The sequence below is a fragment of the Abyssisolibacter sp. ZYX002 genome (assembly GCF_056892235.1).
Window position 1 is genome coordinate 718,294 of sequence record NZ_JARMXH010000002.1, and the last position, 20,834, is coordinate 739,127.

The window sequence follows — 20,834 nt, forward strand, 5'->3', positions numbered from 1 at the left end:
ATTATACACAAACTAACAACAATCTTATTTTATGTTTTTATTCTTCTATCGTTTCCCATTCCTTAAATCCTTCTAAAACTGCTTCTTTTGTTTTCTTGCATATTTCTGGTAAGTCATTACCCCATGCTTTTTCTGCCTCTTCAAAGCCTTTTAAGAATGCTTCTTTTAACATATTTGCTTTCTGAGGATCACCACCTGATATTGTCTTTGCAAATTCAAGTATCCTTTGTGAAGTTTTTTCAGCGCTCCAATATCCACCTTCTGCTATATCTTGCTTTGCTTGATCAACCATCTTTGGCTTGATTTTTTCGCTACCTTCTCTAAATATTATCTCTATAGCGTACTTATACCCTATATTTTGCTGACCTATAAATTCTTTAACTACTTGTAAGAATCCAGCTTTCATTCGTTCGTTCATTTCTGCTTTCATAGCCTCTATTTCAGCTTTGTTAATAGTGTATTTTGCATTTTTCAAATGAGAGTAATCACTATTGACACTGTCATCTAAATTATTACTCTTCTCATATATTACGTCTTGTTTCTCAATCTTTGAGTTGTTTGATTTAGCTTTTTTTGTAGTATGTTTATGTTGTGGATTGTTAGCTAAGTTTTGAACTCCTACTATAGAATTAATAGTATTCATGTGTATCACCTCCTAAAGTATATTTGTTCTTCTATATACTTTATCGGCATACATCATACTTTTATATAGCTTTATTATTTTTGGTTAAATCCTATTTCTTCTATATGCTCTTCTTCTAGCCATTTTATTTCTACATCAAATTTATCTAAAACTAGTTCAGCCATACTTTTAACACCAAATAATTCAATAAAAGTGTGACTTCCTACTACCAAGTCCATTTTGCTTATCTTTGCATACTCCACAGTATAAAGTATCTTTTCTCCAGTTAAGTATACATCGCAATTTTCCTCTACTGCTTCTTTCATATGAGATGTCATAAACCCTGCACCACACAATATAAATACTTTATTTACATCTTTATTGTTAAATTTCCAACTCTGAACTTTTTCCCCTAGTTTACTTTCTACTAAATCTTTAAACTCATTAAATGACTTTGGTTCTTGGTATTCTCCAATAACACCACACATGAAACCATCTTCATTACAAGTTTTCTTGACTTCTACTAGCCCAAGTTCTTTAGCTAATGTACTGTTAGTCCCGAAGTCACTATCGTCTAGTGGAAGGTGATTATAATAATGGGATATCTCATACTTCTTAAGTAGTTGATCGGATTTTTCTTTAATGCCGAAAATAAAATGCCAAGCATCGTGATGCGTCAATATCAAATCAACGTTTGACTGATTAGCTAGCTCTACAACCTCTGGTGTTAAATTAGTTGCATATCCTATCTTCTTGATATCTTTATTTGCATCATGTGTGATTCCTGTCTCCTCTTTATAATTTTCAAGCTCTCTGGTCTTAAAATTAGAATCCAAATATTCAATAATATCTTGTAATTTTGCCATTGTTTCACCCTTTCTCTTAGAAATATAAATTTCAGCTATTATATCATATTAGCATAGACGATACAATATAATATCATAAAACGTGTAGCTAAACTTATATTCTATCTAAATTACTCTCAACTCAAATTAGCTCTTTTAATACTTCACATAACTCTTTGTATTCATTAATAATATTTCTATATTTTCAGCTTCTAGCCCGTTTTTTGATTAATCTACTTATTCTTCAGCTTACACTAGAAAATCTATAACTTCCAATCTGGCCCAAATAATCCACCTATCTTTACCCATCCAATTTTTTGTTCTCCGTTTATCTCGTAACTAACTTTATAAACCCTTACTCCTCTTCCTATTATTTTAAATGGACTACCAGAAAAGATTCCTCTCTTTTCATAATTTATGAGCGTTCCACCTATGGAACTTATTTTTTCTGTTATTCTGTTTCTATCACCCACAGTAGTTTGGTAAAATCCAAAAACAGCAACTATTACAATAACAACAAATATAATAAAATACATCAGTTATTTATCTCCCTATCATTCTTATGTAGCATCATTTCTACTCTATCCCAGTATTCATCATCACTGTATTTAAAACTCTTTTCATGATAACCTACTTGTTTAAAACCAATATTCTCATAGCATTTTATTCCACCAATATTAAAAGAAAAAACTCTTAAACTCAGGTTACATAAATCTAGCTTATTAAAAGCATAATCTATCGCTTCTTTTATAATCTGCTTTCCTATGCCTTTACCTCTTTGGTTTTTGTCACCTACTAGTATGAACTGTAGTGAACCTGTCTTTTGAAGCCTATTTATCTTTCCGATCTTAATATGACCTATTGGCAAATTACTATCTTTACTCAAAACAGTAAATGCATAATCACAATCCGAGTTATCAACCATTTTCTTATACTTATCTAACTGCTTGTTGTCTATAGGGTATGTAAAATTATTACCACACCATTGACAGCAACTTCTTTCATTTTCAATCCATTTTATCAAATATTGATAGTCCTGCTCTCTAAAATCTCTTAATATAATCATCAAATCCCTCCATAGTAAGCAAATCATAGAAATTAATTATATTTTATCATCTAACTTATAAAACTCAACAACTTTTTGAAATTTTGCCATATTTATATTTTAAATTTTTTAATATTTGACAATGGAAAATGCGTGGAAACGTTTCCATTATCTACGCTTATAACTTTAAGTAACAAACTGATATAATTATAATATAGTATACTATATTCCAACTAGGAAGGAGACTTGCCAGGATGTACAACAATATTAGATATAGGTTATACTTTATAGCGCTAACAGTAACGTTTTTAGTAACTACAGTCTTTGCTACAACTCCAACAGTTTGTTACTCTGTATTTGATGCAATAAATATAAATAATCATGATATAACTGTAAATGGATATATTGTAGGCGAACCAGTGTTAACAAATAAGATTAACACATCTAACTTTAAAAACGATTATGCTATAGCAATAGCTGATTCTAGAAATGAATCGGATACCAATAACATGATATTTGTTAAATTAGACAAAGATTATAGAAATAATTTTGGTTTAAAATCCAATCCTCATAATAAAGGAATGGCAGTACGCATAACAGGAACTAAAGAAACTTATTTTAATCATAGTGGCATAAAAAATGTAACTAGTATTGTATTTGTTTCAAATATAGCTGAGCCTGATAATGAAAATAAACCATCGTCATCTTATAATGATTATTATGCTGATGCATCTGGTAAAACTGGTTTATCTTTAAAAGCTACTCTAAATGATATAATTGATAACCACAAAGAATTATCATATAGTGATGTATGGCAGGCACTTAGAGATACTGACGAAGATCCAAATAACTCTTCTAACGTTATTTTGTTATACACGGGTAAATCAACTTCAAAGTATAACAACGGTGGTGATGTTGATAATTGGAACAGAGAACATGTGTGGGCAAAATCTCATGGAGATTTCGGAACGAGAATGGGTGCAGGCACAGATTTACACCATATACGTCCTGCTGATGTATCTGTAAATTCATCTCGTGGTAATAAAAATTTTGATAAAAGCTTATATAGACACCACGAAGCAACAGATTGCTTTCATGACAGTGATTCATTTGAGCCTAGAGATGAAGTGAAAGGTGACGTTGCTAGAATGATATTTTATATGGCAACTCGATATGAAGGTGAACATGGTGAGGTCGATTTAGAGGTTGTAAACTATATCAACAACTCCAAAACCCCTTATCACGGTATATTGTCTACTCTACTAAAATGGCATAAAGATGATCCTGTAAGTGAATTTGAAAGAGTAAGAAATGATAAGATATACAAATATCAAGGAAACAGAAATCCATTTATAGATCACCCTGAGTGGGTTGAGGCTATTTGGAATTAATGATGTAAATAATGTTTAGTATTAAAATTTTGGAAAGCATTGAAGACTTGTTCGTACAATGCTTTCATTTATTATGAATATAACTTGAATGTTAATGTTATATGAATTTTTAATATGACACTGCCTTAAATTCATTTTTCTCGTTATCTTTTAGCATTGTCTTGAATTACTTTTATTACATTATAATAATCATCATACCCCAATGGTCACTATGTTTGCTTCAATTAAATTTACTTAGTTTTGTGACAAATTTATAAAAAATTATTTGTAACTATCTTTTTGCTTTTCTAATTACATTTGACATTTGTGTTACCCTATACATTTTTGTCCCAATCAATAACTTTTTTCTTTACAGGTCTTAGCACTGCGTATCCATATCCTTCTGGATAATGTCTTTGATATATTAATTGTTCTTCGTCCCATTCATACCCCAATATATGTGGGTTAAATGTCCATGCTATGCTATCTACACGCTCTACTACTTGTGAATTTTCCTTTATGTAATTAAATGGTGGGTGATAAAATACTATATAATCTGATTGCCCAACCACTTTACATTGCATATCTTTTGGTATATCTCCTTCATAGTCATAAGGTACTGGTATCCCATAAAAATATCCCAAAACTTCACCTTCTCTAAACCATCCTGCAGTATGAGTTAACTGGTTTTTAAGAGTATGATTTGACATACTCTCTATATTACCACATATCTCATCACAGCAATGTTTCTCCTTCATAAAAAAGTCAATATAATCTATAGAATCTTTATCCCAGACACCAATAAACTTGTGTTTTGATATATTTTCTATTCTTATTTCTAATATATTTTCTTTGTATCGATTTATCTTATTTATTACATTATAATGTATCGGTTTATAGACTTCACTAATTAAAAATAAAGGTATAGGCTTTGGATCTATCCTATATTTATTTGGAGTAATTCCAAATTTCTTTACAAATGCACGTGTAAATGCTTCCTGTGATGAGAATCCATATTTCAGAGCTATATCAATTATACGTTCATTTGTATCCCTGAGCTCTATAGCAGCAAGACTTACTCTTCTAGCTGTGATATAATCCCTTATAGTCAAACCTGTTATTCTGTGAAACTGACTAGAGCAATAATACGGAGAGTACCCTATCGCCTCCGATAGTTTCATTAATGGTGATTTTTCATCAATATTAACTTCTATCCAATTAATCATAGCTTGAACCATTTCTCTCCACTTATGCATTATAATCCTCCAATTTTATTACTTTTGATTTCTGATGTATTTTTCAATTAAATTTACTCTTTCTGTTCTATTTCTTATTTTATTAACATAGAGTTGAAGTTCTATAGGAGGTACTTTTATATCAAATCCATTCCATGACAATACTTCTAGATTCTCTTTAGCATATGGTCCGCAATCTACTGGCTGAGGAATATCCAAACATTTCTGTGGATCAGAAGCTATATCAATTCTAGCATGTAAAAATATTACTCCAAAGTCTTTTGTTAACCATCCATTTGTATCTATTATGGGTTCTACTATATGGTCTTGAAAAATTTCATTAATCTTATCCACATCTTTAGAATCTATCATTATATCTACATCATGTGGATTAAGTGGTATACCTCGTAAACATGCTGCACAGCTACCTACAAGCCACCAATCAACGCCTTCTAAATGCACCATTTTTAAAAACTCTAAAAGTGCTTTTTCCCAAGGTATAGCTCTAAAATACCCTAATTGATTAAACATATTCTGTGCATTTTCTTTGTAATTGCTCATGATTTTGTTTATATTTTTAGTATTATAAGGAAATTTTTTAATATATGTTTTATCATCAGCCTCATAATAACACATCTCTAAAATATCTTTATACTTTTTATCAAAATCGGAGATTCTATATACAATGCTATCTTTTGATTGTTCAAATGATATTTCCATAATATCTGCCTCACTTTCTTATTTTCTAAGTTTATTGACAAATAAAGTATATCACTGATTGTATTTTCTTTTTTGATTTGAGTTGTAATTATGTTTCTCATGATGATATTATTTTATTAATCTGAGTTCTTATAATACCAATCTGGTATATAGCTTTCAAAATCTTCATACCACTGTAACACTTGTCTACATTGCCTCAACATTACATCTATTTCTTTCTGTCCAAACTGTACAGCCCAAGGAATAGAAGAAAGCTGATTGCTTCCAATATATAAAGCCATCAATCTAAAAAACTTATCTGGTACATTATCATTAAAGTATCCATTTATTTTTCCAGATGCAAACAATGGACTAAAATTAGCACTCCAAACAATTCTATTAAATTCTTCCCATGGATCTCCAAAATCCATCCTATTAAAATCTATAATTATTAATTCCCCACTTGGATTAATCAGCATATTACCAATGTGATAATCTCCATGTTGAAAAGTTTGTTTTCGTTCATTTAATAGATGCCTATTTTTATTTATATAGTTTATTATTTTATCTGCTCCTGTAAACTTTATATCACAGCTATCGTACATATTTATCTTATTGTCAATTTTTTTATTAAATCTCTCTTTCCAGCTTGGTATATTTAAAGGTACAGGTATTTGATGCATTTTCCTTAAGTATCGCCCTGCAACAAGTCCTAATTCGTATTGCTTATCTAGACTTAACATAGGTAAAACGTCCTCAGCATCTTCTCCATCAACCCAAGTAAATAGCATATATACTTGGCTATCTTGATTACATACTCCAAAATCAATAGGTCTAGACATTAATATATCAAACTCATCTAGCTTTCGTATAGATTCATATTCTAGCTTTTTACTGTTATATTTGGATATATCAGATATACGGAGTAACATCTTACTCCCATCATTAGCTTCTATATAATATTTTTTATCACTTGACCACCCTTTGTTGATTTTACTTATTTTTTCCCAAGTTTTAACGTTTGGAATATCTCTAAATTCATATTTCATTAGCTTCCTCCTTTTTTGCTAAAATTGTTTTTAATTATATGGTACATAGTTCAGAGTATTATCATTTAACGCTATTGAGATTATTTTAATATAATATATTGTAACATAAAGTAATATAGGAGTTGATTTAATGGATTCTGTTAAAAAAGAAGCTCAAAGTTGCAATCTTAGATTTTTAAATCCAGATGTCACTTTAAGTGTTTCTGACAATATTGCTACTGTTACAGTTGGTTATTTTATTGAAAATGCAGGAATGATAACTGTTACAGATGTTTTTAATACTGGTACTATTACTTTCCCTAAGGACTTTGTAATAGATAATATAACTACAAATAATGATTTGCTTACTATTACCCCTTCAGAAGGTCAAATATTGTATAATGGAAACTTAGGTGACTTAGTACCTGGAGAAACTGTTCTTGTTACTCTCCAATTTGATATTATAGGCGTGAATCAAGCTGGTGATTTCATAATCTCTAACATCAGCGAAGTTGTCGATGGACAGGGAGATGACATTGTCTTCTCAAAAAATGTAGTATTAAATGTTGTTGATATCTTAACTAATGTTAAATTTGATAAAGATAGATTTAACTTTAGCATCACTAATAATAGTACTAGAGAAATTCGTGTTGATATGATGGCTGGGATTGTAATCCCTGCAAACGTTGAAATTATATTTAGAAACCTTAATCCTTTTACCGCTACTTTTATAAATTCAACTAAGCCAGTACCAACAAATCAAATTATAGAAGGATTAAATACTGTAGCCTTGAGTATAAAAGATGTTTTGATTCAACCTTTTAGTACAGTCATATTACCTGTATCTTTTGATTTATACAGTAGTAAACAAATAGGCATACAAGAGATTATTGCAACTATAGATAAAGTATCACTAGCAGGAACTGGTAACGATACTGTATTTATACGTGTTCTACCTTCACCTGAGAATGAAGCAAAAGCATTTGTTTTGTTAGAACTCAGATAGTAATATTTGTGCTAAACTAGGGTATTTATCTAAATTACCCTAGTTTTATCATGCAATAAATTTAGACACAATAATCAATTATGGCTTTGATTACGCTATCAAACTTACCTATATTCTCTTTGGTATCCCATAATCTAATCTCGCTTATTTCACTATTCTCATTAAACTCATTTAGCTCATTTACTGTAGTTTGAAACACTGCTAAATACTCTGTAGTCATATCTACTGTATTGTATAACTGAACTAAAACAATAAATTTCGCATTGTTTACTTTTTGATTTGTCTCTTCAAACAATTCACGTATTGCTCCCTCTTTTGGAGTTTCGCCTATTTCAATGCTTCCTCCTGGTATCTCCCATTGTTTTCTTACTCTTTGAAAGCAGCTAAGAAGCCTATCATCATGGTTAACTAACATCAGAGTACATGTCAAAGGACTATAATTATCGATTTCTTCTTCTCTGATCTCTATAAATCTTACAAGCTCATAACCATAATCATTTACACATATACACATAACTTTCACCTTCCTTATGTATGTCTAATAATAAATTACCACATGTTATGTTAGTGTTGCAAGATTTTTTGTGCAATTGCTATATACTTATCTAGTTTCTGGCTCAATTTAATTACTTCTTTTGTATGACCTTTTTTTATATATTGTTCATTTAGTCTTGTCCTTAAAATATTAATAGTTTTATTTATTGTTTTCTCACTCATTGTGTTGCCACCCATTTCTATTTTAACTCCTTTGTTGCAAAAATGCAATAATTGATTGTTATATTTTAACTCTATTATAGATAAAATTCTACTATAGGCTAAATTAGATTTGAGGTGTTTTATATGAATGAACATATATCTAAAAATATAGGCAAACGTATTTTACGAAGAAGGAAACAATTAGGTTATACTCAGGAAGAAGCTGCTGAAAAGTCAAATTTAAGTCATCAATTCTTTTCAACTGTTGAAACAGGAAAAAAAAATCTCAGAGCAGAAAGCATAATAAAAGTAGCTAATGCGCTTAATGTGAGTACTGATTATCTACTTTTAGGTACTACTGGAGATAAAGATGTAGACAATATCACTACATTACTATCAAAATTAAGTGGAAAAGAGCTTCATTGCTTAGAAGATATAATTAAAAACTACCTGAAAGCTCTAGGTCATATTGATGATAAAAAATAAGGTTATAAAAAGGGATACATCGCTATTTTATCGATATATCCCAATATACCAAGTGTTAAATTAAGAGCAAATGTAGGTATATAATTTATGCCTTTAAAGTATCTCTTCTCAATTCCTTACATAATTCTCTAACAAATTCAACTATTCTATATAACTCCGATGGTTTATTACGCTTTAGCCATATTTCTTTAAAGTTTTGTAGCCAAATCTCTAATGATGTTGCACACTCAGCTTGCATCATAAAACCTTCTGTAGACATTTGCTCCTTAAGAGCCCATCTTTTTATGTATGGTACTAGATTGTTGAATATTATAATGCCTTTTGTTGCTACATAGAATGCATGCATATAGTCTCTTTGATCTATATCCACATTTGCCACTATATCAAGTAGTTTATCACTGATTTTCTTTAAGCTTTCTATATCTTGTAGCAATATTTCTGTATCGTTTGTAACTGATTTTATATATTTCGTTTCTCTAGCTTGTATCCATTGTACTAACGGTAACAAAGTCATGTGATGCGCCTTAGCTACCTCGTCTAGCATCTCCATTATGCAGTCATTCTTTACTCCAAATTGTAATATATCAATTCCCTTGTTTATATCTTCATAGGATATCTCTGAACTTGCCCATGAAAACTGCGCACCATATATAAGTCCCGGTATTGAGCTTGCAAAGAAGTTCCAATGCCCATAGTCACCCCAATCTGTGTTAAGCATGCCTATCGCTTCGTATTTTCTACCGTAGTTTGTCATCATCTTTATATTATCGTATGAAAGTTTAAAATCGTTCATCAATCTATCCCAACCATGAACCCCTGGGCAAACATATTGCTGGAATCCACTGTCTTTAATTATCTTTACTTTTTTCTCCTCATAGTTTAGCCAATACCACCAATTAAGACATATCAAATCCTTCGGCAAATCATCAATATGCTCAGGATGTTTTATTATAATGTCACCCCAAAACATCACTTTTTTATTATGTCTAACTTTTAAATGGTTAACAATTTTGCAAAGGAAATCCACATATAGTTTACTAGTCCCCACTTTTTCTGCTAGTTCTTTGTTTTTTCCTTTGCCTAAATCAAATGTCTCATCTGCACATATATTGAATTTGTCTGTTCTAAACAGCACAGCGAACTCATCTATCATATCTTTTACAAATTCTATACTTTCATCGTTACTAACATTAAGTGTATGATGCCCCATACGATCTACCCAACTATATGGTACATCTTTTATATTTTCTAATTCACACAAATGGCTATATGTTTCTGACCTTAGCAGTTCATATAGATGTCCAAATGTAGCTATTGACGGAACTAACTCTATAAACCTCTCACTGCAATACTCATCTAGCTCCATGATTTCCTCAGCTGTTAAAGGATCTGTGATAGTACTAACCTCACTATGCCCTCTAAATAAAAATGTATGTTCTATGTATAACTGTAACTGATTAAGCTTATAACTAGATGCTATATCTGCTAATTCTTTAAGACTATCTAATGTCGGCACTTTTCCTCTTGTTACATCATGATAAAACCCTCTATTTTTAAAAGATGGCTCATCTTTAATATGTAATGCAGGCAAATGTCTTTTACTTTGTTTGATAATTTGCTTTAGTGTTTGCATACCATAAAACAAACCACTGTCTGTACTAGCTTTTATTAATATATTATCTTTATTTATTTCTATCTCATATGCTTCTTCGCTAATTTCGTTACCATATGTAAATACTATTTGATTCGATGATAAGCACGAACCTATAGACACAACCATACCTGTATTTTGCTTAATGTATTTTGATAATGTTTTACCCAAGACTATACCTATATGACTTGCTGGTACGTTTATTCTTGTTTCATAGTCTATATTAAAATACCCTTCTTTTATCTCTAAATATGAGGGCACTGGTAATATGTACATACATCTTCCTCCTTAATTATAGTATCTGTTAAATAATCTGGGGATGCCTCATAAGACATCCCCAATCTTGTTAACTACATAATCATTTTACCATAAAATATAATATTACTACAACCACATACTATCTATAAATAGCATAGGTATTTAGCTGAGATATATTAAATAATCTATATTCAAGTTATATTTTTATAATTTTACACCTCTAGTTATTTGGCTTGTTGTACTAATTTTTTCTTCATTTCCTCTAATTCTCTTTCTTTATCATCTAATAATATAGTTAAGTCTTTTATTTTATTCTCATTTTTTTTATTAGATTTTCCTAAATCTCTTTGTAATTGTATATTTTCTGCACTCAGTTTTGTAATCTCATTTTTTAATTCTTCGACATTAAAGCCTTTTCTGTATCCAATTATCATAATTATGTTTATAATTAATAACCAAAGTATAAATACTCTATTAATCTTTTTAATATTCATATTTATCTCCTTTTCTAGCTATATACTCATTCAGTAAAAACTAATCTAGTATAATACTTTTTAATTATTAGACGAAATTATATTTGAATAACTACTTACTGCATATTCTTCCCCCAATTTAGTCAATTTTAGTAGGTTACCGTTTATTCTTATATAACCATTCTCTATAGCCTTTGTTATAATACTATCTGAGAATTTTTTGCTCCAATGTAAATGATGATAAATTGTAGCTTTCTTATTTTCAATCTCTTCAACCAATGTTCCCTCATGGTTATAAAGATGGAACACTAATGATTTAAGGGCAAACTCAAGTTTCTGTAACCTTCTATTGTAAATAACAGTTATTATCCCTCTCTTAGGTGAAGCTACAAATATTATCAAAAACAAGGCTCCTATCACTGTAGCTATTGTCCCTGCTATAGATACGTCTAGGTAATTAGCAATTTGATAACCAATAATGCTACTTCCCACACCAAAACCAACACTAATTATAATCATCTTCTTTAGTTTATCAGTCAATAAATATGCTGATGCTGGTGGTCCAATCATAAATGCTATAACTAAGATAGAACCTACTGCTTCAAATGCTCCTACTGCTGTTATTGACACTAAACTCATAAGAGAATAATGTATAACAGCTGGTGAAAATCCAAGCACTAAAGCTAATCCACTATCGAATGTAACAATCTTGAGTTCTTTATAAAACAATATTATATAGATTATATTTATCAGCAATATCATGCCCATTACATATATAGATTTTGCTCCTATATCTACTCCAAATACAATAAATCTATCGAATGGTACAAATGCTAATTCACCTAATAACACTGAGTCAACATCTAAATGTACATCACCCGCAAATTTTGTTATTAATATAATAGCAACGCTAAATAAAAACGGAAACACGATTCCTATAGAGCTATCTTTTGCAACTATCTTGGTTTTTCCTATTGCCTCAGTTAAATACACCGTCAACAGTCCAAGTAAACCTGCTCCTAAAATCAATAGTGGGGAATTTAAACTCTTTGTCAAAAAGAATGAAATTACTATACCCAGCAATATTGTATGAGATATTGCATCAGTCATCATAGCCATTTTTCTTAAAACTAAAAATACACCAAGCAATGCACATGAAGATGCTACAATAGCCGAAACAATTATTATTTCTACTTGTGGATTCATAGCATTTCACCCCTTTTTAAAATTTCGTTATTGTATTTTTTACTCTTGATATATTGCCATACTATTCCTCTCTTAGAACCAAATAATATTGATAAAAACGCTATTATACTTATAATAATAACAATCACTGGCCCTGTAGGCATATTTGATACTAGCGAGCTTACCATAGTTCCCACTACTCCGGAAAATATCCCAAACATAGCAGCTAAAATTATCATTACATGGAGTTTATTTGTCCATTGTCTAGCAGCAACTCCTGGTGAAATCAATAATGCGCTCATCAATATTACTCCTACCGACTGTAATCCAATAATTATAGCTAAGACAGTTATCGTAGATAAAACTATGTTAATTTTTAAAGGAGAAAATCCTAAACTCATAGCATACATTGGATCAAAAGATATCAGTTTGAACTCTTTAAAAAATAGCATCACTATTAGTATAATCACTCCACTTAATACCATCATTACATATACATCTCTTAGTAATAGTGTCGACGCCTGCCCAAATATAAAACTTTCAAGCCCTGCTTGATTTGCATTGGGTAATTTTTGTATATAGGTTAATAATACTAAACCTAACCCAAAAAATGATGATAATGTAACACCTAAAGCACTATCAAAAGATATCTTGGAATAATTATTTATTACCACTATTATAAAAGTACCTATCAAGCCCGATATCAGCGCACCCAACAATAACATGGGTGTTTCTTTAGCTCCTGTCAGTAAAAACACCAATGCTATGCCCGGTAATGCTGAATGTGATATCGCATCACCCAGTAAGCTTTGCTTTCTAAGAACAGCAAAACTGCCCAATATTCCACTTACTGCACCTAACATAGCTGATGCTATAGATACAATTTGGAGTGTATAGTCGGTAAAAAGTAATTGCAATGCTTTCATGCTATTCCACTCCTTTCCTCATTACCCCTATTGTACTTTTATATGTCACTTTTAAATTCTCGTCAGTAAAAACATCTTCGACTTTGCCATATCCTATTAATCGTGTGTTTAACAATGCAACATAGTTAAAATATTCTTTAACTGTTTGCAAATCATGATGAACAACTACCACTGTTTTTTTTCTATTACTAAGTTCTTTTAATATATTAATTATAGCTTTTTCGGTTTTTGCATCTACTCCTTGAAACGGCTCATCCATTAAATATATCTCAGCTTCTTGAACAAGAGCTCTAGCAAGAAAAACCCTTTGTTGTTGACCTCCTGATAATTCGCTTATTTGACGATTTACAAACTCAGTCATTCCTACCTTTTCTATAGCATCAAGTGCTTTGTTCTTCTCCTTTTTAGTAGGTCTTTTTATCCATCCAACTTGACCATAGGTTCCCATCAATACAACGTCTAACACACTAGTCGGGAAGTCCCAATCTACACTTCCTCTTTGTGGAACATATCCTATTTTCTTTCGTTGTACTTTATAACTTTCGTTGTTAAATAAAACTTTGCCAGATATAGGCTTTACAATATTGAGCATTGCTTTTATTAGTGTAGACTTACCTGCTCCATTAGGCCCTATTATTGCCATAAGTGCCCCTTTAGGTACTTTAATATCAATATCCCATAATACAGGCTTATCTCTATATGCAACTGTCATATCTTCTACTTCTATAACATACTTGCTCATATACTCACATCCCTTTTGTCTATTACTTTAGAGCATTAATAATAGTATCTATATTGTGCTTTACTGTGCCTATCAATGTCCCCTCTGGTGTACCTATTGTACCTGTAGAATCAGAGAATAACTCTCCTCCTATTTTAACCTCAAAACCTCTTGATAATACTGCCTCCTGTAGAGCTTTTACATTTCGTACAGGCACAGAAGTTTCTATAAAAATAGCTTTTATCTTTTTTTCTACAATAAAATCAGCTAACGTACTCACATCTTTTGTGCCTGCTTCCGCCTCAGTACTTATTCCTTGAAGCCCTCTTACATCAAATCCATATGCTTTTCCAAAGTAGTTAAATGCATCATGTGCTGTAACCAGTATCCTTGAATTTTCATCTAATTCCTCAACTCTATTTTTAATGTAACTATCTAATTCCTTCAGTTTTTTAAGGTACTCATCTCTATTCTTAATATATTTCTTTTCATTTTGCTTATCCACTTTGATTAATTGGTCTGTAACTGTATTTGTCACATCCATCCATATGTTAATATCAAACCAAATATGCGGATCATAGTTACCCTCAAACTCTGAGGATGATATTAACATATTTTTATCTATTACATCACCTACAGCTACCGTTACTTTACCTTTATTTTTTAGGTTTTTAAACAAATCACCCATTTTACCTTCAAGGTGTATACCGTTGTAAACTACCATATCAGCCTTTTGCATTTTAGTAACATCACCAGCACTTGCTTTATATAGATGTGGATCTATTCCTGGACCCATTAATCCAACTACTTCTACTGATTCACCACCTATTTGCTTAACTAAATCATTAAGCATAGTAGTTGTAGCTACTACATTTATCCTACTACTCTCTTTTTTATCATGTTGTTTAGCAGTACAACCTACTGTCATAGCAATAATAAGCATTATCATAATTAATATACTTGATTTTTTCATATTATTTCTCCTTTCCATCACTCTCAATAATCACACCAAATATCAACTTAGACGCTTCTTTACTTATAAACACTTCTTTCCCTAAACATAATCCCTCAATCATACCATCATGTTGTAAAATTGATTGTATATGAATTTTGCTACCTATTCTTATGCCTCTATCATCTAAATATTTTAACAATGAAGGTACATCTTTAACTTTTTTTACTGCAAATACATCAAAGCATTTGACTTTATCCATAGATGTATATTGTGCGGTAGTCGTATCACCATGTTCATCGGATATTGGATTACCATGTGGGCAAAATATTGGCTTTCCTAAGTACTCATATAATTTTTCTTCTAGTAACTTTGATGTAGCATGCTCTAGCAAATGTGCCTCTTTATCTACTTCATCCCATTTCATGCCTAGTTCACAAGCCAAAAACACTTCCCACAGCCTATGCACTCTAACCATTCTTGCTCCGATTTTTTTTCCTAACTCAGTCAAAGCCACTCCTTTATATGGTAAGTATTTTACGTACCCTCTTGCTTCCATTTTCTTAATCATCTCTATTACAGATTGATTTGTATACTGAAACTCCTGTGCGATTTCTGAGACTTTAACTATATTATTCTCCATTTCTGTTTTTTCATATATGCTCTTTATATAATTCTCTTCATATTTAGTCATGACTTTCTCCTTTTAAGGTATGCCTTAATATTTTTTTAATCTACTGCTTAATATAATTATAATACATAAAGATTTATAATGCAATGATTTTGATAATTATTATCATTTATTTATTAAAAAAGAGCCTCATAAAGACTCTTAGATTAGATGTAAACGTCATCTAGATATCTGACTGATTTCCAATACGCTAATGTATAATTTTCTACATAGTTATATTGTTTTACCAACAATATTCTTAGACATTTTTTTAAATGAAATAAGGATACGTTAAATGTTAAGTTTCTGTAAAATTACTTTTAGAGATAATTTATCGTGAATATTTTTTTCTATATATTCTATTGTCTCGTTAATTATATTCTTATAAATATTCATGATAACACACCTATTTGTTTATTTTAGAAGCAATATCTAAATATTATAATTTTACTAAAATAGATTCTAATTGTATATACAAATATCATAGAATTGTATTATATAAGTATATGCAAAAGCCTTATTACTACCCAACATATTATAAACATGTTATAATAACAGTATCATACAATATAGGAGAGATTTAGATGCTTGAAAATAATATTTATTCTCTGTGTGGTTATGGAAATAACTCCAATAATTATTATAATAATATATCGAGCTTTACAGATATCGTCACTCAGAGGTTACAAAAAAGTGGAAGTTTTTATATAAAAGGCTTTAAAAGTTACCTCTCTGATAACAACCTAGAATCGTTAAGAAGTGATGAAGAGTATCTTTTAGAGCTATTAGTGATAGGTGTACTTTGGAATATCTATTTGAAAAGAGCTATTGCTTTAAATAATACCCCTAAGTTTATACTATCACGGCTTGCTAGTTTTAGAGAGAATGAAACGTTAAAGAAATTTGCAGATTTTTTTAGAAGTAAACTACTATCAACATATCTTTCTAAAGAAAATAATATAAAATCCAAATTTTCTATAGAAGAATTCTCAAAACTTATAGGCTGGCTAACAGCAAGTGGTGAATTCAAGCAAGAAGTTAAAAGAATCTCCAGATGGAAAGATTATTGTCTCCATAAAACAAATAATGAAGTATCTTCTATATTAAAAACCGCACATAATTTAGCTACATGGTTTGAATTACAAAGTGATAAAATTTTAGGGTGCTACACTAAAAATGTTGAACAATTTCATAAAGGTGTATATAAAAACTACAAACTCAGAGAGGACTATATCTTTTGTGGACGTAAAAGAGTAGAATACCATCTCAATATGGTTGGTGCAGAAATCATGAATAGAGCTTATAGAGATTGCTTCCAGCTATCAGAGGTAAAACTCTTATTTTTACCTGCTTGCATGAAGAAAAGTAAAAACTGTAAGGCAAAAAAAACTAATAAAGGTTACGTATGCTTACATTGCTCAAATCATTGTAATATAAGCAAATACACACAGTTAGGTAAAAAACAGCACTTTCAGGTATATATGATTCCTCATGAATCTTCTATATTTAAAGATAGTAATAGTGATAATTCAAGTATTGGTATAATTGGTGTAGCGTGTGTATTGAATTTAATATCTGGAGGATGGAAAGCTAAAGACATGGGTTTTATACCACAATGTGTTTTGTTGGATTATTGTGGTTGTAAGCACTGGCTAGCAAACGATATTGAAACAGACATCAATATGGATAGATTATTATATATTCTCGGCAAAAAATAACAGAGCATTTTTAATAAAAAATCGGCTCTGTTTTATTGTCTAAGTATTAAGTTGTTTTCGTATATACATACTTATCTCATCAAGTGCTTTTATCCCCTCTGGTACAGGCAAATATAGAAAACAATGTACCATGCCGTCATATATCTTAAAGTCTACATCATTTCCCGCCTTGCTTGCTTTTTTAGCAAATCTGCACATCTCATCTAAATATATCTTTGTCTTTACCCTTTTTCTATCCATACGACTTAATTTACTGTCCATTTTATTCACCTCTTTTGTTGTACTCAGTCTAATATTGTGCTAAAATAATACTATTCTGTCAACTATAAGCACAAAAAAACAGCATCTGTTTTATAATTACTACTACCAAAAAAAACAGATGCTTTTCTAATTTATATAAATAAAACTTCTAATCTGGTTCAACAACAAAAGATGTAGCAAAATATCTACTTAAATAATCAAAAGGTGGTAGCTCAATTCTACTTACAAATCTAGAACTATAAAACTTAGCGTTATCATCAACTTTACTATTTAAATAATCTCTCCATTTATAAATTGCGTTACCTGGTATTATTTTGAATCTCTCTGAAAACTGATACAGTGCTGCTCTTTGAGGCTTTGGTTGAGCTGGGAAATTGATAACATCTGTAACAGTGAACTTTGTTGATATAGTAACATATCTTAATAGCGATCTGCTTAAACTAGCTGATAGCTCCGCAGATATTGCCGATCCTGAAAATCCTATTTTTAAACCAGCTTTTGACCCTACAGCAACTGATAATATCTTTCCTTCTAATGTTGAAACTCCTGATGATATTGACACAGACTTTTGAATGGTCTGCCCTGGATGTATGTTTGATACTTCTGATAATAATGTCCAATAAGAAGTGTTATATAATCTACTACCAACCGCTTGTGGTGCATTTTTACTTAATAATATAGTAAATACGTACTCTCCTCTTTTATATTCAACACCATTTATTAGCAAATCACTTACAAGTTCTTTCTCAGTATTTAGATATCCTACATAATTCTCGTTTGGATGGAAGGCAACATACAGTTTTTCATCTTTTACTGCATAAAAACTAACAGGAATGTAGTCTATTAAATCTCCTACTGTATCACCTGCTAATACTGTCCCTGGATATCCTTCATAATACCATCTTGGATCTGCCTTAGGAAAAACAATACTAACAGGCTTCATAAAATTAATGGGCATATTAGGATTTGATAACTCGCTTACTGGAACTAACCCATTTTCAGTCATGACGTATAGTTTTGAATCATTATTATTCATATAATAATCATTGAAATAGAATCCCATACAAAAAACCCCTTTTTAACATTTTATGATATAGAAAATGTATAAGTTCCATATATACACTTATAAATAATCAAATAATATCAACTCAGTTATTTCCTATTTTTCTTTCTGTTCATAAAATAATACACACATATAGACCATACAAGTCAATTTGTGTGTATTATAGTTTAATCAATTTTAGTTATTATATCTGAATTGGTATATTAATATTGATGCTGCTATACTAACATTTAAAGAATCACATATACCATTCATAGGGATGGATACTTTTATATCTGCTATCCATTCCTTAGATAGCCCATATCTTTCGTTTCCTACAACTATAGCTAGCCTATCTTCTTCATTAAAATTTTCTATTACATCTTTACCATAAGGATCTGCTAACATTATTTTAAATTCATTCTCCTGTAGCCATTTGTAACATTCTTTTACTGAATTAAAATAAAACCATGGTATGGAAATCATCCCTCCCATACTAGATTTAATACTCTTGTACTGATTTATTTTAGCCTTTTCATTAACTACTAAAATTGCATCTATTCCTGCTCCATCACAACTCCTAAATATTGAACCAATATTACCTGGAGTTTCTAAACCATCCAAAATTACCACTCTTTTAAAACTTTTTTTCTTTTCTTTAAGAACCGGTATTTGTTTGTAACAAATAGAGAGTAATGGTTGTGGTTTATCTTTTTCACAGATATTACTCATAATCTTCTCAGATACAAAATAGCACTGTTTTGCAAGTTTCATGCATCTTTCTTTTATATCATTCTCTATATCTGTTTCAATTAATGATTTACAGACTAATAATTCTTCAATTTGCGCATCAGTCTTTAGTAATTTTTCATGTAATGCAGTTCCCTCTAATACTACCCGATAGTTGTTTTCTCTTTTCCCTTTTTTTAGTTCTTTTATATTTTTTATAACTGGATGTTTATATCCTATTGCTTTACTATTCACGTCATTTACTCCTTCATATTATATTATGAGGTAGCAAAGTAACATTTTATAGTACAGCTATATAAGGACAATGACAGCTATATATCATCGTCATGCAAATGCCGCCTATAATCTTTACTTTGCATGACGTACTGCTAATACTACATATTTATTAATAATCATGTTCCCACTTCCTTACTATTTTTATATTTATACATACCATTATATTATTTTTTCTTTTTTTAGTAAAGTGAGAACATATTTATATTTAATACTCAAGTAGATTTTTGTCATAATATCTTAATTTGAGTTATTATAATTGGTTTGATATACTAATGATGATAAGTAAAATAGGCTATTTTTGGAAACACAACACAATAGGAGGTAAGATAGTATATGAAAAAAAGAAATCTACTAATAATCTTGATAGCAGTTACTCTTATAGGTACAGCCTGCTCTAAAGATAAAACCGATGATAAAAATAAAACTGATGATAATGCAAAAGAAAGTTCTTTGGAGCAACCTGTTAAAGAAGCAAAACCCGAACCAAAAAAAGATATCACTCCTTCAGTGCTAGCGCTAATAAATGCAGGTGCAATGCCTGAAGAAGTATTTAAGGTTATTGATGAAAACCTTGAAAAAGCAAATATAGATGCTTCATTTGTACACCTACATAATTATTTGGTTGACCATATATTAGGTGTTGGTATGTCATTAACTGAAGATAATCACAAAATGTTGATATTAGATTTATTCCCTGAAAGCTTTGATATAACTAAGCTAGAAAATCTAAAGGGAGATGATCTTAAAAACACTGTATTAAAAGAATTAGATAACAATGGATTTAAGCCAGATAAAGACCAAAAAAATCTTATTGTCATAAATTATGATAAGCTTAAAAAGTACAATAAATATCTAAGCTCTAAATTTGAAGAAGTTCAAAAGAAAATTGGGGCTCAAAAAGAATATAAGGTTAAATAAT

General features: G+C 30.4%; 24 protein-coding genes. 5 read left to right on the forward strand and 19 right to left on the reverse strand.

Going from position 1 to position 20,834, the window contains the following annotated elements; genetic code table 11:
- Window positions 1–37 precede the first annotated feature (37 nt).
- From P3X86_RS09440 to P3X86_RS09455, 4 genes are all read right to left on the reverse strand, one after another.
- On the reverse strand, window positions 38–643 hold the full coding sequence (locus tag P3X86_RS09440) for a hypothetical protein (protein ID WP_483292424.1): 606 nt from the start codon (window positions 641–643) through the stop codon (window positions 38–40).
- A gap of 74 nt (window positions 644–717) precedes the next feature.
- The gene (locus P3X86_RS09445; protein WP_483292425.1) at window positions 718–1,488 is read right to left on the reverse strand and encodes a Nif3-like dinuclear metal center hexameric protein; all 771 of its coding nucleotides are present in this window, start codon (window positions 1,486–1,488) and stop codon (window positions 718–720) included.
- Between the two features lie 242 nt (window positions 1,489–1,730).
- Entirely contained in the window at window positions 1,731–2,003 is a 273-nt protein-coding gene (locus P3X86_RS09450; protein WP_483292426.1) for a hypothetical protein, read from the reverse strand.
- Window positions 2,003–2,533, reverse strand: a complete 531-nt coding sequence (locus tag P3X86_RS09455; protein WP_483292427.1) for a GNAT family N-acetyltransferase — start codon at window positions 2,531–2,533, stop codon at window positions 2,003–2,005. Before P3X86_RS09455 ends, P3X86_RS09450 begins: the two co-directional genes overlap by 1 nt.
- A 233-nt stretch (window positions 2,534–2,766) precedes the next feature.
- Between P3X86_RS09455 and P3X86_RS09460 the strand changes: the two genes are divergently transcribed.
- Window positions 2,767–3,903: an endonuclease gene (locus P3X86_RS09460; RefSeq protein WP_483292428.1), complete on the forward strand. Its 1,137-nt coding sequence runs from the start codon at window positions 2,767–2,769 to the stop codon at window positions 3,901–3,903.
- 314 nt (window positions 3,904–4,217) lie between these two features.
- Here P3X86_RS09460 and P3X86_RS09465 read toward each other — a convergent pair whose 3' ends face one another.
- The 3 genes from P3X86_RS09465 to P3X86_RS09475 all read right to left on the reverse strand — a co-directional run bounded on the left by P3X86_RS09465 (window position 4,218) and on the right by P3X86_RS09475 (window position 6,865).
- Window positions 4,218–5,138: a helix-turn-helix transcriptional regulator gene (locus P3X86_RS09465; protein WP_483292429.1), complete on the reverse strand. Its 921-nt coding sequence runs from the start codon at window positions 5,136–5,138 to the stop codon at window positions 4,218–4,220.
- Between the two features lie 18 nt (window positions 5,139–5,156).
- The gene (locus P3X86_RS09470) at window positions 5,157–5,837 is read right to left on the reverse strand and encodes a nucleotidyltransferase domain-containing protein (RefSeq protein ID WP_483292430.1); all 681 of its coding nucleotides are present in this window, start codon (window positions 5,835–5,837) and stop codon (window positions 5,157–5,159) included.
- A 116-nt stretch (window positions 5,838–5,953) separates the two neighbouring features.
- Window positions 5,954–6,865, reverse strand: coding sequence for an aminoglycoside phosphotransferase family protein (locus tag P3X86_RS09475; protein ID WP_483292431.1), 912 nt, complete (start codon window positions 6,863–6,865; stop codon window positions 5,954–5,956).
- Window positions 6,866–6,995: 130 nt separating this feature from the next.
- Between P3X86_RS09475 and P3X86_RS09480 the strand changes: the two genes are divergently transcribed.
- Window positions 6,996–7,850 (forward strand): hypothetical protein, encoded by an 855-nt coding sequence (locus P3X86_RS09480; RefSeq protein WP_483292432.1) that lies wholly within the window; start codon window positions 6,996–6,998, stop codon window positions 7,848–7,850.
- A gap of 61 nt (window positions 7,851–7,911) precedes the next feature.
- Here the strand turns inward: P3X86_RS09480 and P3X86_RS09485 are convergent, their stop codons facing one another.
- Together P3X86_RS09485 and P3X86_RS09490 are read right to left on the reverse strand one after the other, a co-directional pair.
- A complete protein-coding gene (locus tag P3X86_RS09485) occupies window positions 7,912–8,364 on the reverse strand; it encodes an NUDIX hydrolase (RefSeq protein ID WP_483292433.1) in 453 nt (150 codons plus the stop codon).
- A 50-nt stretch (window positions 8,365–8,414) separates the two neighbouring features.
- A complete protein-coding gene (locus tag P3X86_RS09490) occupies window positions 8,415–8,567 on the reverse strand; it encodes a Spo0E family sporulation regulatory protein-aspartic acid phosphatase (RefSeq protein WP_483292434.1) in 153 nt (50 codons plus the stop codon).
- Window positions 8,568–8,690: 123 nt separating this feature from the next.
- On the opposite strand from P3X86_RS09490, the gene P3X86_RS09495 reads away from it, so the two are divergent.
- The gene (locus P3X86_RS09495) at window positions 8,691–9,032 is read left to right on the forward strand and encodes a helix-turn-helix domain-containing protein (protein ID WP_483292435.1); all 342 of its coding nucleotides are present in this window, start codon (window positions 8,691–8,693) and stop codon (window positions 9,030–9,032) included.
- An 85-nt stretch (window positions 9,033–9,117) separates the two neighbouring features.
- On the opposite strand, the gene P3X86_RS09500 is transcribed toward P3X86_RS09495, so the two are convergent.
- The 7 genes from P3X86_RS09500 to P3X86_RS09530 form a co-directional block, all read right to left on the reverse strand.
- Window positions 9,118–10,959 (reverse strand): beta-N-acetylhexosaminidase, encoded by a 1,842-nt coding sequence (locus P3X86_RS09500; RefSeq protein ID WP_483292436.1) that lies wholly within the window; start codon window positions 10,957–10,959, stop codon window positions 9,118–9,120.
- A 206-nt stretch (window positions 10,960–11,165) separates the two neighbouring features.
- Complete coding sequence (locus tag P3X86_RS09505) at window positions 11,166–11,435, reverse strand: hypothetical protein (protein WP_483292437.1); 270 nt, start codon at window positions 11,433–11,435, stop codon at window positions 11,166–11,168.
- 60 nt (window positions 11,436–11,495) lie between these two features.
- On the reverse strand, window positions 11,496–12,620 hold the full coding sequence (locus tag P3X86_RS09510; RefSeq protein WP_483292438.1) for a metal ABC transporter permease: 1,125 nt from the start codon (window positions 12,618–12,620) through the stop codon (window positions 11,496–11,498).
- Complete coding sequence (locus P3X86_RS09515) at window positions 12,617–13,525, reverse strand: metal ABC transporter permease (RefSeq protein ID WP_483292439.1); 909 nt, start codon at window positions 13,523–13,525, stop codon at window positions 12,617–12,619. The genes P3X86_RS09510 and P3X86_RS09515 overlap by 4 nt, the downstream gene beginning before the upstream one ends.
- Before the next feature lies 1 nt (window position 13,526).
- The gene (locus P3X86_RS09520) at window positions 13,527–14,267 is read right to left on the reverse strand and encodes a metal ABC transporter ATP-binding protein (protein WP_483292440.1); all 741 of its coding nucleotides are present in this window, start codon (window positions 14,265–14,267) and stop codon (window positions 13,527–13,529) included.
- A 22-nt stretch (window positions 14,268–14,289) separates the two neighbouring features.
- On the reverse strand, window positions 14,290–15,219 hold the full coding sequence (locus tag P3X86_RS09525) for a metal ABC transporter solute-binding protein, Zn/Mn family (RefSeq protein ID WP_483292441.1): 930 nt from the start codon (window positions 15,217–15,219) through the stop codon (window positions 14,290–14,292).
- A 1-nt stretch (window position 15,220) separates the two neighbouring features.
- Entirely contained in the window at window positions 15,221–15,892 is a 672-nt protein-coding gene (locus P3X86_RS09530) for a metal-dependent transcriptional regulator (RefSeq protein ID WP_483292442.1), read from the reverse strand.
- A 560-nt stretch (window positions 15,893–16,452) separates the two neighbouring features.
- Between P3X86_RS09530 and P3X86_RS09535 the strand changes: the two genes are divergently transcribed.
- Window positions 16,453–17,586, forward strand: a complete 1,134-nt coding sequence (locus P3X86_RS09535) for a DUF116 domain-containing protein (RefSeq protein ID WP_483292443.1) — start codon at window positions 16,453–16,455, stop codon at window positions 17,584–17,586.
- 39 nt (window positions 17,587–17,625) lie between these two features.
- Here the strand turns inward: P3X86_RS09535 and P3X86_RS09540 are convergent, their stop codons facing one another.
- From P3X86_RS09540 to P3X86_RS09550, 3 genes are all read right to left on the reverse strand, one after another.
- Window positions 17,626–17,847, reverse strand: coding sequence for a hypothetical protein (locus P3X86_RS09540; protein ID WP_483292444.1), 222 nt, complete (start codon window positions 17,845–17,847; stop codon window positions 17,626–17,628).
- Between the two features lie 148 nt (window positions 17,848–17,995).
- Window positions 17,996–18,910, reverse strand: a complete 915-nt coding sequence (locus P3X86_RS09545) for a hypothetical protein (RefSeq protein ID WP_483292445.1) — start codon at window positions 18,908–18,910, stop codon at window positions 17,996–17,998.
- Between the two features lie 177 nt (window positions 18,911–19,087).
- On the reverse strand, window positions 19,088–19,873 hold the full coding sequence (locus P3X86_RS09550; RefSeq protein WP_483292446.1) for a TrmH family RNA methyltransferase: 786 nt from the start codon (window positions 19,871–19,873) through the stop codon (window positions 19,088–19,090).
- A 375-nt stretch (window positions 19,874–20,248) separates the two neighbouring features.
- On the opposite strand from P3X86_RS09550, the gene P3X86_RS09555 reads away from it, so the two are divergent.
- Entirely contained in the window at window positions 20,249–20,833 is a 585-nt protein-coding gene (locus P3X86_RS09555) for a hypothetical protein (protein ID WP_483292447.1), read from the forward strand.
- Window position 20,834 lies beyond the last annotated feature (1 nt).

Bases quoted from the DNA above. Each gene is read 5' to 3' on its own strand.
- P3X86_RS09440 (WP_483292424.1), bottom strand. From the start codon at position 643: ATGAATACTATTAATTCTATAGTAGGAGTTCAAAACTTAGCTAACAAT.
- P3X86_RS09445 (WP_483292425.1), bottom strand. From the start codon at position 1,488: ATGGCAAAATTACAAGATATTATTGAATATTTGGATTCTAATTTTAAG.
- P3X86_RS09450 (WP_483292426.1), bottom strand. From the start codon at position 2,003: ATGTATTTTATTATATTTGTTGTTATTGTAATAGTTGCTGTTTTTGGA.
- P3X86_RS09455 (WP_483292427.1), bottom strand. From the start codon at position 2,533: ATGATTATATTAAGAGATTTTAGAGAGCAGGACTATCAATATTTGATA.
- P3X86_RS09460 (WP_483292428.1), top strand. From the start codon at position 2,767: ATGTACAACAATATTAGATATAGGTTATACTTTATAGCGCTAACAGTA.
- P3X86_RS09465 (WP_483292429.1), bottom strand. From the start codon at position 5,138: ATGCATAAGTGGAGAGAAATGGTTCAAGCTATGATTAATTGGATAGAA.
- P3X86_RS09470 (WP_483292430.1), bottom strand. From the start codon at position 5,837: ATGGAAATATCATTTGAACAATCAAAAGATAGCATTGTATATAGAATC.
- P3X86_RS09475 (WP_483292431.1), bottom strand. From the start codon at position 6,865: ATGAAATATGAATTTAGAGATATTCCAAACGTTAAAACTTGGGAAAAA.
- P3X86_RS09480 (WP_483292432.1), top strand. From the start codon at position 6,996: ATGGATTCTGTTAAAAAAGAAGCTCAAAGTTGCAATCTTAGATTTTTA.
- P3X86_RS09485 (WP_483292433.1), bottom strand. From the start codon at position 8,364: ATGTGTATATGTGTAAATGATTATGGTTATGAGCTTGTAAGATTTATA.
- P3X86_RS09490 (WP_483292434.1), bottom strand. From the start codon at position 8,567: ATGAGTGAGAAAACAATAAATAAAACTATTAATATTTTAAGGACAAGA.
- P3X86_RS09495 (WP_483292435.1), top strand. From the start codon at position 8,691: ATGAATGAACATATATCTAAAAATATAGGCAAACGTATTTTACGAAGA.
- P3X86_RS09500 (WP_483292436.1), bottom strand. From the start codon at position 10,959: ATGTACATATTACCAGTGCCCTCATATTTAGAGATAAAAGAAGGGTAT.
- P3X86_RS09505 (WP_483292437.1), bottom strand. From the start codon at position 11,435: ATGAATATTAAAAAGATTAATAGAGTATTTATACTTTGGTTATTAATT.
- P3X86_RS09510 (WP_483292438.1), bottom strand. From the start codon at position 12,620: ATGAATCCACAAGTAGAAATAATAATTGTTTCGGCTATTGTAGCATCT.
- P3X86_RS09515 (WP_483292439.1), bottom strand. From the start codon at position 13,525: ATGAAAGCATTGCAATTACTTTTTACCGACTATACACTCCAAATTGTA.
- P3X86_RS09520 (WP_483292440.1), bottom strand. From the start codon at position 14,267: ATGAGCAAGTATGTTATAGAAGTAGAAGATATGACAGTTGCATATAGA.
- P3X86_RS09525 (WP_483292441.1), bottom strand. From the start codon at position 15,219: ATGAAAAAATCAAGTATATTAATTATGATAATGCTTATTATTGCTATG.
- P3X86_RS09530 (WP_483292442.1), bottom strand. From the start codon at position 15,892: ATGACTAAATATGAAGAGAATTATATAAAGAGCATATATGAAAAAACA.
- P3X86_RS09535 (WP_483292443.1), top strand. From the start codon at position 16,453: ATGCTTGAAAATAATATTTATTCTCTGTGTGGTTATGGAAATAACTCC.
- P3X86_RS09540 (WP_483292444.1), bottom strand. From the start codon at position 17,847: ATGGACAGTAAATTAAGTCGTATGGATAGAAAAAGGGTAAAGACAAAG.
- P3X86_RS09545 (WP_483292445.1), bottom strand. From the start codon at position 18,910: ATGGGATTCTATTTCAATGATTATTATATGAATAATAATGATTCAAAA.
- P3X86_RS09555 (WP_483292447.1), top strand. From the start codon at position 20,249: ATGAAAAAAAGAAATCTACTAATAATCTTGATAGCAGTTACTCTTATA.